Annotated in this window: 14 protein-coding genes; 6 read left to right on the top strand and 8 right to left on the bottom strand. The window is 54.3% G+C overall.

What is annotated here, in order from left to right; genetic code table 11:
* Window positions 1-3 precede the first annotated feature (3 nt).
* Both envC and gpmM read right to left on the bottom strand, forming a co-directional pair.
* Entirely contained in the window at window positions 4-1,263 is a 1,260-nt protein-coding gene (gene envC / locus E6P06_RS26770) for a murein hydrolase activator EnvC (protein ID WP_232481293.1), read from the bottom strand.
* Between the two features lie 33 nt (window positions 1,264-1,296).
* Window positions 1,297-2,841 (bottom strand): 2,3-bisphosphoglycerate-independent phosphoglycerate mutase, encoded by a 1,545-nt coding sequence (gene gpmM, locus E6P06_RS26765; RefSeq protein ID WP_134214882.1) that lies wholly within the window; start codon window positions 2,839-2,841, stop codon window positions 1,297-1,299.
* Window positions 2,842-3,089: 248 nt separating this feature from the next.
* Here gpmM and E6P06_RS26760 point away from each other — a divergent pair, with 248 nt between their 5' ends.
* The 5 genes from E6P06_RS26760 to cysE all read left to right on the top strand — a co-directional run bounded on the left by E6P06_RS26760 (window position 3,090) and on the right by cysE (window position 6,258).
* Window positions 3,090-3,521: a rhodanese-like domain-containing protein gene (locus E6P06_RS26760; protein ID WP_003024148.1), complete on the top strand. Its 432-nt coding sequence runs from the start codon at window positions 3,090-3,092 to the stop codon at window positions 3,519-3,521.
* 52 nt (window positions 3,522-3,573) lie between these two features.
* Window positions 3,574-3,825: a glutaredoxin 3 gene (grxC, locus tag E6P06_RS26755; protein WP_003024152.1), complete on the top strand. Its 252-nt coding sequence runs from the start codon at window positions 3,574-3,576 to the stop codon at window positions 3,823-3,825.
* A gap of 46 nt (window positions 3,826-3,871) precedes the next feature.
* A complete protein-coding gene (gene secB / locus E6P06_RS26750; RefSeq protein WP_003024155.1) occupies window positions 3,872-4,339 on the top strand; it encodes a protein-export chaperone SecB in 468 nt (155 codons plus the stop codon).
* Window positions 4,339-5,358 carry an NAD(P)H-dependent glycerol-3-phosphate dehydrogenase gene (gene gpsA, locus E6P06_RS26745; RefSeq protein ID WP_003844543.1) on the top strand — a complete coding sequence of 340 codons (1,020 nt, stop codon included), beginning with the start codon at window positions 4,339-4,341 and terminating at the stop codon, window positions 5,356-5,358. Before secB ends, gpsA begins: the two co-directional genes overlap by 1 nt.
* 78 nt (window positions 5,359-5,436) lie before the next feature.
* Window positions 5,437-6,258: a serine O-acetyltransferase gene (gene cysE / locus E6P06_RS26740; protein ID WP_003024160.1), complete on the top strand. Its 822-nt coding sequence runs from the start codon at window positions 5,437-5,439 to the stop codon at window positions 6,256-6,258.
* Window positions 6,259-6,344: 86 nt separating this feature from the next.
* On the opposite strand, the gene trmL is transcribed toward cysE, so the two are convergent.
* The 6 genes from trmL to E6P06_RS26710 all read right to left on the bottom strand — a co-directional run bounded on the left by trmL (window position 6,345) and on the right by E6P06_RS26710 (window position 12,642).
* Window positions 6,345-6,818: a tRNA (uridine(34)/cytosine(34)/5-carboxymethylaminomethyluridine(34)-2'-O)-methyltransferase TrmL gene (gene trmL / locus E6P06_RS26735; protein WP_003844544.1), complete on the bottom strand. Its 474-nt coding sequence runs from the start codon at window positions 6,816-6,818 to the stop codon at window positions 6,345-6,347.
* Window positions 6,819-6,864: 46 nt separating this feature from the next.
* The gene (locus tag E6P06_RS26730) at window positions 6,865-8,205 is read right to left on the bottom strand and encodes an aromatic acid/H+ symport family MFS transporter (RefSeq protein WP_003844545.1); all 1,341 of its coding nucleotides are present in this window, start codon (window positions 8,203-8,205) and stop codon (window positions 6,865-6,867) included.
* Window positions 8,206-8,400: 195 nt separating this feature from the next.
* Window positions 8,401-9,591: an FMN-dependent L-lactate dehydrogenase LldD gene (gene lldD / locus E6P06_RS26725; RefSeq protein ID WP_003844547.1), complete on the bottom strand. Its 1,191-nt coding sequence runs from the start codon at window positions 9,589-9,591 to the stop codon at window positions 8,401-8,403.
* Window positions 9,588-10,364: a transcriptional regulator LldR gene (gene lldR / locus E6P06_RS26720; protein ID WP_139935859.1), complete on the bottom strand. Its 777-nt coding sequence runs from the start codon at window positions 10,362-10,364 to the stop codon at window positions 9,588-9,590. The genes lldD and lldR overlap by 4 nt, the downstream gene beginning before the upstream one ends.
* Complete coding sequence (lldP, locus tag E6P06_RS26715; protein WP_003837651.1) at window positions 10,361-12,016, bottom strand: L-lactate permease; 1,656 nt, start codon at window positions 12,014-12,016, stop codon at window positions 10,361-10,363. Before lldP ends, lldR begins: the two co-directional genes overlap by 4 nt.
* Window positions 12,017-12,279: 263 nt before the next feature.
* A complete protein-coding gene (locus E6P06_RS26710; RefSeq protein ID WP_003024174.1) occupies window positions 12,280-12,642 on the bottom strand; it encodes a YibL family ribosome-associated protein in 363 nt (120 codons plus the stop codon).
* Window positions 12,643-12,934: 292 nt separating this feature from the next.
* Here E6P06_RS26710 and E6P06_RS26705 point away from each other — a divergent pair, with 292 nt between their 5' ends.
* Complete coding sequence (locus E6P06_RS26705) at window positions 12,935-13,141, top strand: hypothetical protein (RefSeq protein WP_003024176.1); 207 nt, start codon at window positions 12,935-12,937, stop codon at window positions 13,139-13,141.

Raw genomic sequence — 13,141 nt, 5'->3', positions numbered from 1 at the left:
AACTTATCTTCCCAACCACGGCTGTGGATTGACCGCCTGACCCTGGCGACGAATTTCGAAATAGAGTGCCGGCCTGCCCTGACCGCCGCTGCTACCCACTAGTGCTATAGGCTGCCCGGCGCGAACCTGCGTACCGACGCTGACCAGTGCGCTCTGGTTATAACCGTACAGGCTCATATCGCCTTTACCGTGCTCAACGACGACCACCAGGCCATAGCCCTGCAACCAGTCCGCCAGAATGACGCGACCATCGGCAATGGCTTTAACTTCGGTGCCTTCGGATGCGCCAATAACCATCCCCTTCCAACGTAGCTCACCCTGCAGTTGTTCGCCATAACGATGTAGGGTTGGACCCCGAACGGGCCAGAATGCCTGGCCGCGTGGCGAACCCAAACCGCCGGTACGGGACATCAGTGATTTTTCGCTTTCGGTCGGCTTGTAGGTCGAGCCTTTTCGTGACGCATCCTTCTGCTTATCACGTACGGCCTGCGCCTCGCGCGCTTCACGTTCCGCGCGCGCTTTGGCCGCAGCTTCGGCGCGAGCAATGCTGTTGCGCAGACGGGATTCGTTAGCGCGCATTTCGCCCAGTTGCTGCTGGCCCTGTTGAATCGAGGACTCCAGACCCGCCAGTGTTTTCTGGCGTTCGTTACGCGCCTGCTCCAGCTTAGCCTGCTGAGCGCGTTGTTCGTACAGCAGGGTCTGCTGTTCGCTCTGCTTATCTTCCAGCTCGGCTTTTTGCGAATCGACCTCTTCGCGCGTTTGTTTCAGCTGCGCGATAGTTTCTTGCCTCGCCTGGTTCAGATAGCCGAAATAGGCCTGCAGACGCTGTCCGCGCTGGCTTTCTTCGCCGCTAAGGATGAGCTGAATACCGGTGTGTTCACCCTGGCGAAACGCGGCGTCTAACTGGGCTGCCAGACTGCGCTCTTGCGCTGCTCGTTGCTTTTCCAGCTTCGCGAGTGCTGCGTTCATCTCTGCGATTTGCGCGTTCAGTTGTGCCAGTGAGTTCTGCGTTTCGCGTAACTGCCTTGCGGCAACGGCGATGGCTTGTTCCTGAGCTTTAAGCTGAGCGAGGAGAGTGGAACGTTGTTGTTGCTGTTGGCGTACCGCGCGTTCTTTTGCCGCGATATCGGCCTGAATAGATTTGAGCTGATCGCGTTCGTCCGCGTGGGCGGAAAAGGAGCACAGCAATACGCCAGCGCTAAGCGCGCTGGCGTAGAACAAGGGCCTGACTGAAAACTTACGCGGTTTCACGGCCCGAGTGATGGTATTAATCGCCTTTCCCCTCATGGGGAGGGATTATTCCACGATGAACAGCGGCTTACCAGTCATCTCTTGCGGGATTTCCATACCCATCAGCGTCAGCATCGTCGGGGCGATATCAGAAAGTTTGCCGCCTTCGACTGCTTTGACGTTCTTACCACCGACATAAATCAGCGGAACGGGCAGGTTGGTATGTGCAGTATGTGCCTGACCGGTGGACGGATCGCGCATCTGCTCTGCGTTACCGTGGTCTGCGGTGATCAGCAACTGGCCGCCAACGGACTCAACCGCTTTAGTCACCTGCTCAACGCAGTGATCCAGCGCTTCAACCGCTTTAACTGCTGCTTCCATCACCCCGGTGTGACCAACCATGTCGCCGTTCGGGTAGTTACAAATGATGGTGTCGTATTTACCGCTCTCAATCGCTGCAACCAGCTTCTCAGTCAGTTCAGCAGAGCTCATTTCCGGCTGCAGATCGTAGGTCGCAACTTTCGGAGAGTTGATCAGGATGCGGTCTTCGCCTTTGAACGGCTCTTCTACGCCGCCGTTGAAGAAGAAGGTCACGTGCGCATATTTTTCAGTTTCGGAAATACGCAGCTGCGTTTTTTCGTTCTTCGCCATCCACTCACCAAAGGTGTTGGCCAGAGATGCTGGTGGGTAAGCAACCGCAGTTTTGATGTCTGCCGCGTATTCGGTCAGCATCACAAAGTTGAGGTTAACGACTTTCTTACGGGCGAAGCCGTCGAAATCAGCGTTAACAAACGCACGGGTGATTTCACGCGCACGGTCAGCACGGAAGTTCATGAAAATCAGCGTATCGCCATCTTCCATAGCAGCATCTGCCTGACCTTCGGCACGGATCACGGTGGCTTTAACGAATTCGTCGTTTTCGTCGCGGGCATAAGCAGCCTGCAGACCTTCAACCGCCGTAGCGAACTGGAACTCGCCCTTCGCCAGCGTCATCAGATCGTAAGCCTGTTCTACGCGATCCCAACGGTTGTCGCGATCCATAGCGTAGTAACGACCGATGATGGACGCTACTCGGCCTTTGCCCAGCGCGGCAAATTTCTCTTCGAATTTCTGCAGTGAATGTTCAGCGCTGCGCGGCGGGGTATCACGACCATCAAGGAAAGCGTGCAGATAGATTTTTTCAGCGCCGCGTTCAGCGGCCATTTCTACCATCGCCATGATGTGATCTTCGTGGCTGTGAACGCCGCCAGCAGAGAGCAGACCCATGATGTGTACCGCTTTTCCGGCATTCTTTGCCTGGTCGACCGCGTTGGTCAGCACCGGGTTAGCGAAGAAAGTACGTTCTTTGATTTCAACGTCCAGACGGGTAAGGTCCTGATACACGATACGGCCCGCGCCCAGGTTGACGTGACCCACTTCGGAGTTGCCCATCTGGCGATCGGGCAGGCCGACTTCCAGACCGGACGCATCAATCAGGGTATGCGGACGTTTTGCCCACAGCGCATCCATTACCGGGGTTTTAGCACTAAAAATGGCGTTATCCTGGCTGTCTTCGCGATAGCCGTAGCCATCCAGAATCACCAGTACCATAGGTTTTTTAGAAACCGACATTGCGACAACCTCACACTCAAGAGATAAAAAATAATTGCGTAATTTTACTACAGCTGAATCGATAAAGTAGCCCCCGAAGATCAAATAATGGGGGATCGCGTGCTAAGGGGAACACCGATTTACATTTTTTTTTCCGTAGCGCCCCGCAAAAATGCAATCCAATGCACGCTCTGGCTGTATTTGCGCCAACGCGCAGGTATACTCCTTTCCTGGTTTTTTAATCACTGAGTCGGGAGTTGTTACCCCCCATGCAAGAAATTATGCAATTTGTTAGTCGCCACCCTGTCTTGAGTATCGCCTGGATTGCGTTACTGGCGGCTGTATTATTTACCACGTTTAAGAGCCTGACCTCAAAAGTGAAGGTGATTACTCGCGGCGAAGCTACACGTCTCATCAACAAAGAAGACGCCGTTGTTGTGGATTTACGCCAGCGCGACGACTTCCGCAAAGGCCATATCGCAGGCTCCACTAACCTGCTGCCGAGCGAAATCAAAGCCAACAATTTTGGCGAACTTGAAAAACACAAAAACAAACCTGTGATTGTGGTTGATGGTTCAGGCATGCAGTGCCAAGATTCAGCAACTGCGCTGATTAAAGCCGGTTTTGAGCAGGTATCCGTACTGAAAGACGGCGTAGCGGGCTGGAGTGGTGAGAATCTGCCACTGGTTCGCGGCAAGTAATTTACCCGTCTTCTTTCATGCCGCAGGGTAAAAAGAACACTGGAGATAAGTCATGGCCAATATTGAGATCTACACCAAAGCAACCTGCCCGTTTTGCCATCGCGCAAAAGCGCTGTTGAATAGCAAGGGTGTGAGTTTCCAGGAGCTTCCGATCGACGGCGATGCCGTAAAGCGTGAAGAGATGATCAAGCGCAGTGGCCGTACGACGGTTCCGCAGATTTTTATTGATGCACAGCACATTGGCGGTTGTGACGACTTGTATGCGTTGGATGCGCGTGGTGGACTGGATCCCCTGCTGCGATAAGGCGTACTGAAAGTATTTAAAGGACAACACTAAGGGTTTTCTAAACATGTCAGAACAAAATAACACTGAAATGGCTTTCCAGATCCAACGTATCTATACCAAGGATGTGTCTTTCGAAGCGCCAAATGCACCGCATGTTTTCCAGAAAGATTGGCAGCCAGAGGTTAAACTTGATCTTGATACCGCATCTACCCAACTGGCAGATGACGTGTATGAAGTAGTGCTGCGTGTCACTGTAACGGCTTCTCTTGGTGAAGAAACTGCGTTCCTGTGCGAAGTTCAGCAGGGCGGTATTTTCTCCATCAGTGGTATCGAAGGGACTCAGATGGCGCATTGCCTGGGCGCATACTGCCCGAACATTCTGTTCCCGTATGCCCGCGAATGCATCACCAGCCTGGTTTCACGCGGTACGTTCCCGCAACTGAACCTTGCGCCGGTCAACTTTGATGCGCTGTTCATGAACTATTTACAGCAGCAGGCTGGCGAAGGTACTGAAGAACATCAGGATGCCTGATGAACCAAAGTAATGCTTCAATGACTGTGATTGGTGCCGGCTCGTACGGCACCGCTCTTGCCATCACCCTGGCAAGAAATGGCCATCAGGTTGTCCTGTGGGGCCATGATCCGAAACATATCGCGACCCTTGAGCACGATCGCTGCAACGTCGCGTTCCTTCCTGATGTGCCTTTTCCTGACACACTGCGCCTGGAAAGTGATTTAGCCACTGCGCTGGCCGCCAGTCGTAATATTCTGGTGGTGGTGCCGAGCCACGTCTTTGGCGAAGTGCTGCGAAACATCAAACCATTGATGCGTCCTGACGCACGACTGGTCTGGGCGACAAAAGGTCTGGAGGCGGAAACAGGGCGTCTGCTGCAGGACGTCGCGCGTGAAGCGCTGGGGGACTCAATTCCACTGGCGGTTATTTCCGGCCCGACGTTCGCCAAAGAGCTGGCTGCGGGCATGCCGACGGCGATTTCTCTGGCCTCGACGGACGACGCCTTTGCTGACGATCTCCAGCAGTTGCTGCACTGCGGCAAAAGCTTTCGCGTTTACAGCAACCCGGATTTCATTGGCGTGCAGCTTGGCGGCGCGGTGAAAAACGTCATTGCGATTGGTGCGGGGATGTCTGACGGCATCGGTTTTGGCGCGAATGCGCGTACCGCATTGATCACCCGTGGACTGACCGAAATGTCTCGCCTTGGCGCGGCGCTGGGTGCCGATCCTGCCACCTTTATGGGAATGGCGGGTTTAGGCGATCTGGTGCTGACCTGTACCGACAACCAGTCGCGTAACCGTCGTTTTGGCATGATGCTCGGCCAGGGTATGGACGTGCAGGGCGCGCAGGACAAGATTGGTCAGGTGGTTGAAGGCTATCGCAATACGAAAGAAGTTCGTGAATTGGCGCACCGTTTTGGTGTCGAGATGCCAATAACCGAGGAAATTTATCAAGTATTGTATTGCGGAAAAAACGCGCGCGAGGCAGCATTGACGTTATTAGGTCGTGCGCGCAAGGACGAGCGAAGCAGCCACTAGCCGTAAGGAACCGTTTCAATCTAACGACCCGACCCGCGAAGAACGGGTCGGTCGTTTTGCTACCTTCTGGAGTACGCAATGCCGTGTGAAGAACTGGATATCGTCTGGAAAAACATTAAAGCGGAAGCCCGGGCACTGGCGGAATGTGAGCCAATGTTGGCCAGTTTTTACCACGCAACGCTGCTCAAACATGAAAATCTCGGCAGTGCGCTAAGCTATATGCTGGCGAATAAACTCGCTTCTCCAATCATGCCCGCCATTGCGATTCGCGAAGTCGTGGAAGAGGCCTATGCCGCCGATCCTGAAATGATTGCCTCAGCGGCCTGTGATATTCAGGCGGTACGTACGCGTGACCCGGCTGTCGATAAATATTCCACCCCACTTCTGTACCTGAAGGGTTTTCATGCGCTTCAGGCCTACCGTATCGGTCACTGGCTGTGGCATCAGGGGCGTCAGGCGCTGGCGATCTTCCTGCAAAATCAGGTGTCCGTTACCTTCCAGGTAGACATTCATCCGGCGGCAAAAATTGGCCGTGGGATTATGCTCGATCACGCAACCGGCATTGTGGTCGGTGAAACGGCAGTGATTGAAAATGATGTCTCTATTCTGCAATCCGTCACGCTCGGCGGGACCGGTAAAGCCGGCGGCGATCGTCATCCGAAAATTCGTGAAGGTGTAATGATTGGCGCGGGAGCAAAAATTCTCGGCAACATTGAAGTCGGGCGCGGCGCGAAGATTGGCGCAGGTTCCGTGGTTTTACAACCGGTACCCCCGCATACCACTGCGGCAGGCGTACCTGCACGCATCGTCGGTAAGCCTGACAGCGATAAACCGTCTATGGATATGGATCAGCATTTCAACGGGATTCATCATACTTTCGAATACGGCGATGGCATCTGATTTCGAGCTATGCCCGGCGGCGCAGTGCTTACCGGGCCTACAAATCTCGTAGGTCGGATAAGGCGTCAGCCGCCATCCGACAAAAATCAACTACGCAATACCGCGCCAGGATAACCTAACTGGCGCCAGGCCTCATACACCACCACCGACACCGCATTTGACAGGTTCATGCTGCGGCTGTCCGGCATCATCGGAATTCGAATTTTTTGTTCGGCTGGCAGCGCGTCGAGGATGCTGGATGGCAGACCGCGAGTTTCCGGGCCAAACATCAGATAATCCCCATCCTGATAGCTTACCGCGCTATGCGCTGGCGTACCTTTGGTGGTCAGGGCAAACAGACGTTGCGGGTTTTCTGCGGCGACGAAGCTGGTGTAATCAGGGTGGCGCAGCACGGCGGTAAACTCATGGTAATCCAGCCCCGCGCGACGCAGGCGCTTGTCGTCCCAGGTAAAGCCCATTGGCTCAATAATATGCAGACGAAAGCCGGTGTTGGCGCAAAGACGGATAATATTGCCGGTATTTGGCGGGATTTCTGGTTCGAATAAAACGATGTTAAGCATACTGCCCCCTTGATAACGGGGGGCAGAATAGCAGAAAGAGCGGGTACTATGCGACGGTCAGCGCGTGCGGTTTATAGCGTTGCAGTTTGTAAATCGTTGCGGCAGCCGCAACCAGCGCCGGAAGGCTGAGGAACATTAATATACTGTCTGCCTGCCATTGCAGGGAAAGCAACTGGGCGCTCATCATCGTTCCGGCTACGCCACCGAAGCGGCCCACGCCCTGCATCCAGGCAATGCCCGTTGCGCGGCAGTGGGTTGGATAAAACGTGGCGGCCAGCGTCTGCAGCCCGGACTGCGCGCCGTTCATGGTAATCCCCATCAGGAAGATCAGTGCGCCGAACAGGATGATATGGTTATGTTCAAACCCGAGAGCGAGGGCAAACAGCATCGTCAGAATAAAGCCAAGTGACACCACTTTATGTGCTTCCCAGCGATCCATTAACCAACCGGCCAGCAGGATCCCCGCAGTACCGCCGAAGGTAAACAGTGACGTCAGCCAGGCGGATTCAGCCAGCGGATAGCCCATTCCCAGCATCAGCGTTGGCATCCAGCTCAACAGCACGTAATAGATAACCAATCCCATAAAGTAGGTCATCCAGAGCATCAGCGTGCCCGGCAGCCAGGGCATACTGAATAGCTGTGCCACGCTGCCTTTTTTGACCGTGACGCGGTCTTCATCCAGATAAAACTGGGTAACCTGTTCCAGACTTCCCGACATAAAGCGTTGAGCAATGCGTTTAACCTGTGCAATCCCTTTACCGCGGTGAACCAGATACTTCACCGACTCCGGCAGGAACAGCACCAACAATACGGTGAGGGCCAGCGGGGCGATCGCACCGGCAAGCAGGACGCTGTGCCAGCCGTAGTTGGGGATAAGCCAGGAGGAGATCACCCCGCCGCCTGCAGCCCCTAACGGAAAGCCGCAGTACATGGTGTTAATCGCCATTGAACGACAGCGTTTTGGTGCAAATTCTGACACCAGGGTGATGGCATTGGGCATTGCCGCGCCAAGACCCAGCCCGGTGAGAAAGCGCCAAAATGTGAGCATATTCAGCGTCTGGGCATAGGCTGTTCCCAGACTGGCGAGGCCAAAAAACAGACAGGAAAAGACCAGCACGCGTTTACGGCCCATACGATCGGAAATCGGCCCGGCAAGCAGTGCACCAAATGACAGGCCCAATAGCGCGGCGCTTAACACCGGTCCGAGATCCTGTTTCTTGATGCCCCAGTCGGCTGAGAGCGTGGGCGCAATATAGCCCATCGCCGCCGTATCGAAGCCGTCGATGGCCAGGACCAGAAAACCCAGGACAATAATGACCCAGTGGAAGCGCGAAAAAGGACTGTCATCTATCGCCTGCTGGATATTCACTTTTCCGGAATAAGCCATGTTACCCTCGCCCGTTATGATGGTTGTTATCTGTATATTTCGCCCTTGTATTAGCTTGTATATACATCTGACAGGTGGATAAAAAGTTGTCAAATATATTGGTTGTAAATGTTAACTGGTCGTTATTTTTGGATAAAAAATGGCCGGGCTGAGAACAGACCGACCATGCAGAAAGTGGGTTTTATGGGGATATTGTTACGCCGCGCTACCCTGAACCAGAGGTGCCAGCGCAGCAGGCAGGTTTTTTCCCAGTTCTTGTACCAGCGAATCATGACTGATGTCGCTAATCGATTTTGCACCGGTCAGGGTCATTGCCACCTTCATCTCTTTCTCGATCAGATTCAGCAGATTCGCTACCCCAGCCTGACCGTGGGTTGCCAGCGCGTACAGATAAGCACGTCCCAGCAGAACACTATCCGCACCCAGCGCAATCATGCGTACGACGTCCAGACCGTTGCGGATCCCGCTGTCTGCCAGAATGGTGATATCGCCTTTTACCGCATCGGCAATAGCGGGTAACGCGCGAGCTGAAGACAGCACGCCGTCTAACTGGCGACCACCGTGGTTAGAGACAACGATGCCATCAGCGCCGAAGCGTACGGCGTCGCGAGCATCTTCAGGATCGAGGATCCCTTTGATCACCATCGGACCATCCCAAAATTCGCGGATCCACTCGAGGTCTTTCCAGGAAATCGACGGATCGAAGTTATTCGCCAGCCAACCGATGTAATCCTCAAGGCCGGTGGGTTTGCCAAGATACGTCGAAATATTGCCTAAATCATGCGGGCGACCGTTCAGGCCAACGTCCCATGCCCATTGTGGATGGGTGACTGCCTGCCAGTAGCGGCGCAGTGCGGCATTTGGGCCGCTCATCCCGGAATGGGCGTCACGGTAGCGTGCGCCAGGTGTGGGCATATCGACGGTAAAGACCAGCGTGGAACAACCCGCCGCTTTAGCGCGTTCCAGGGCGTTACGCATAAAGCCGCGATCGCGCAGAACATACAGCTGAAACCACATCGGACGCTTGATAGTCGGGGCGACTTCTTCAATCGGGCATACGGATACTGTGGAAAGCGTAAACGGAATGCCTTTGGCATCAGCGGCGGCGGCGGCCTGAACTTCGCCCCGACGCGCATACATGCCGCACAGACCGACAGGTGCAAGGGCCACCGGCATGGAGAGCGTTTCGTTGAACAGCTTTGTCTCCAGGCTCAGGTCGGACATATTCTTCAGCACGCGCTGGCGAAGGGCCACCTCCGACAGGTCTGCCACGTTACGGCGCAAAGTGTGCTCTGCATACGCCCCACCGTCAATATAGTGGAACAAGAAGGGGGGTAGGATGCGCTGGGCTGCGGCGCGATAGTCGCTGGCTGCTGAAATAATCATGTGTTGTTCTCCCTGCTATTCTCACCAGGGTCACCGGGCAGGCGGGTGATTCGCGCCTGGCGGGCCTGATCTTCATCAAATCGTTTAATCGTGGTGTGGACAAAACTGAGGTGCGCCATCATCGCTTTACGCGCGCCGTCGGCATCTCCGCCAACAATCGCATCCAGTACGGCCTGATGCTGTGCCGTCAGCTGTGAAAATACGGGCGGCACGAGGTACATACGCTGGCGGCTCTGTTTCACCGAAGACTGCAATACGTCGAAGAAACCGCGCATGGTCTGTAACAGCACCACGTTGTGTGAGGCCTCTGCAATGGCGAGATGAAAGCGAACGTCTGCCTGCGAGGCGAGATCTGGATCTTCGCTTTGTGTGGCCTCGAAACAGAGCCTGATCTTCTCTTTGTCGGCAGCAGTGGCACGCATCGCTGCGTGCCAGGCGGTACTGGCTTCGATGGCGTGGCGGGCTTCGAGAATATCGAAGCTGTAATCAGGGTCATCCGCCATCAGGCTTTTCAGTGGCTGAACAATGTTTTGTTCGGACCACGCTTCATGCTGCCAGCGGATAAACGTCCCACCGCCACGACGGCTAATCAGCACGCCTTCACTTACCAGCTTTGCTAGCGCCTCGCGTAGCGAATTGCGCGACACGCCAAGCTGTACGGCCAGCTGGCGCTCAGCGGGCAACTTCATGCCCGCTTCCAGCTGTTGTTCTTCAATCAGCGCCCGCACACGAGATGCGACCTCGTCTGACAAGCGTCTGGGCATCACTATCATGGAATCATCCAGGTTAAGACATAGGCCTGCAGTGTGGTAATCACACCCACCATGCAGGTGAAAATCAGACTGTGCTTCACGGTAAAGCGGAACAGGTCAGACTCTTTTCCCACTAATCCCACTGCCGCACAGGCGATAGCGATAGATTGCGGAGAGATCATCTTTCCGGTCACGCCGCCGGTGGTATTTGCAGCCACCATCAATACATCCGAAACGCCGATTTGCTGAGCGGCCGTGGCCTGTAGGGCGGCAAACAGTGCGTTTGATGAGGTGTCGGATCCAGTCAGGAATACCCCCAGCCAGCCGAGGAACGGCGAAAAGAAGGTAAATGCGCTGCCGGTGTGCGCCAGGGCCAATGCCAGGGTGGATGAAAGCCCGGAGTAGTTAGAGATAAAGGCGAATGCCAGCACCATCCCGATGGAGTAGATAGGTAGCGCCAGATCTTTCAGCGTGCTACCAAAGGTCTGAAGCGCAGCAGACGGCTTCATCTTCAGCCAGACGATGGACAGCAGGGCGGCAAACAGTATTGCGGTACCGGTCGCGGAGAACCAGTCAAATTTGTACACCGCCGCGTAGGCTGTGGCTTCGTGTACGACCGGCGGCATACGGGCAACCAGCTTGTCGAGGAACGGAACCGGAATATTGACCACCCAGTGGTACATCGCGCCGCCTGGCGCAAACAGCGCTTTGAACGGCGGTATGCTCCACAGCGTGACGGTAGCTGTCAGGAACAGGAACGGCGACCAGGCGCGGATGATTTGCCCGGCGGTGTAGCGGGTGCGCGACAGATCCATATCGACCTGCGAAGCGCCCATATCACCAAAGCGGAAGATGCGTACCGGCTGCCAGCGCTTCAGGAACAGCGTCAGACAGACCAGGGAAACCAGAGAAGAGATGATGTCCGGCAGTTCCGGTCCGATAAAGTTAGAGCTGAGATACTGCGCGATAGCAAACGAGCCGCCAGCGACCATCACCGCAGGCCAGGTTTCTTTCACGCCACGCCAGCCATCCATAATCGCCATAATCCAGAACAGCACGATAATGGTCAGGAACGGCAGTTGACGGCCCACCATCTGGCCAATCTCGAAGCTGTCCAGCCCGGTAACCTGACCGGCAACCAGAATCGGAATGCCCATTGCCCCAAAAGCGACTGGAGCGGTGTTTACGATCAAGCACAAACCTGCCGCATACAGCGGGTTAAAGCCAAGGCCAACCAGCAGCGCGGCGGTAATCGCTACCGGAGCACCGAAGCCTGCCGCCCCTTCGAGGAATGCCCCAAAGGAGAAACCGACAATCAACATTTGCAGACGCTGGTCTGGGGTAATCGAGAGTATCGAGGAGCGGATAATGTCGAACTGCCCAGTCTTCACCGAGATTTTATAGACGAATACCGCGGCGATAATGATCCAGGCAATTGGCCACAGACCGTAGAAGAAACCGTACACTACGGATGCCAGAGCGTGATCGACCGGCATTTTGTAAAACAGCAGGGCGACCGACAAAGCGATCACCACCGTCCATGACGCCGCAACGTAGCCTTTCAGCTTGAGCTTAATCAGGGCGAAGAAAAAGAACAGGATGGGGAGCGATGCGATCAGACTGGAAAGCCAGATGTTACCGGCCGGGTCGTAGTTCTGTTGCCAGAGATTCATTGCAGGTCTCCTGGGGGCCGCCGACATAATGGAATGAGTCTTTGCTCAAATCTTCGTCACATTATGTGTAAAAGTGGCCCTGCCAATATTGTTGTGTAGGGGTAATGACAATGAATGGTTAATCAAATGTTACTTATTGGCAACGGTATTGTACGCACATTTTAATGAAATGTGAGGTGCTGGTATGATCTGGCTAAAATTGGTAGGGCCAATTGCGAGGGGGAAGTGAAGGACCGGGCAAGCGGATGTTGCCCGGTGGGAGATCAGAACTCGCTCTTCGCGAAGCCCGTCATCTCTTTCAGGCCCATTTCACGGCCAAGCTCGGTCATCGGGTGAACGACAATCAGGCCGCGCACGCTCTTCTTCAGCTTGCCCATGTCGGCCTGTTCTTTTTTGGTGATGGTACGACGGAAAGGGAGTTTCGTCAGTTTTTGCGCTTCTTTGCTCAGCTTCTGACCATGGACTTCACGCAGACGCGCAATCTCGTTTTCCAGAGTTTCTTTCTCTTGCTCTAGCTCGGCATATTTGTCGGCGGCTTCAACCAGAGACAGGTCGGCCTGCTGGTGGCGGATAGCGTCCAGACGATCGCTCAGGCGTTTAATTTCGTTTTTTTCGACTTCTTTCATAGGATAGCTTCTGATAAAAATAGGATGAATATCCTATAGTATGCGCGCAGAGCGGGATTATTCACAACTAATCGAAGATAAATAATCAAATGTTGCAAGTATTATTCAGCTAATGAAAATATTACTATTTTGATTAATAAGGAATTTTAAGCGATAAGATCGACCATGGTGCATTTTGTTGGCGGGTTCATAGTGAAGCACGTTTTCCTTAATGTAATTGCCAAACCGATCCTAAACTTAAATGATCAACCGCGCAGGCTGAGCGCGGTTAATACATGGAGGAGGGAAGATTATGGCGAAAATAGGTGAGAACGTTTCGGCTCTAATTGATAAGACGGTCGATTTTATGGCTTCAAGCCAGGCTTTTCGCGAGTATCTGAATAAAACACCGCCACGCAACGTTGTCCCTTCTGAAATACCGCAGGAGAATGCGCAGTTGTATCTGCAACGTCTGGCGTACTATCGGCAGCTTTATCGACCGCAGCAGGAAGAGAAATAA

The sequence above is a fragment of the Citrobacter sp. CF971 genome (assembly GCF_006385635.1).
GTDB classification, from domain to species: Bacteria; Pseudomonadota; Gammaproteobacteria; order Enterobacterales; family Enterobacteriaceae; genus Citrobacter; species Citrobacter freundii.
This window is presented reverse-complemented; position numbering and strand designations above follow the sequence as displayed.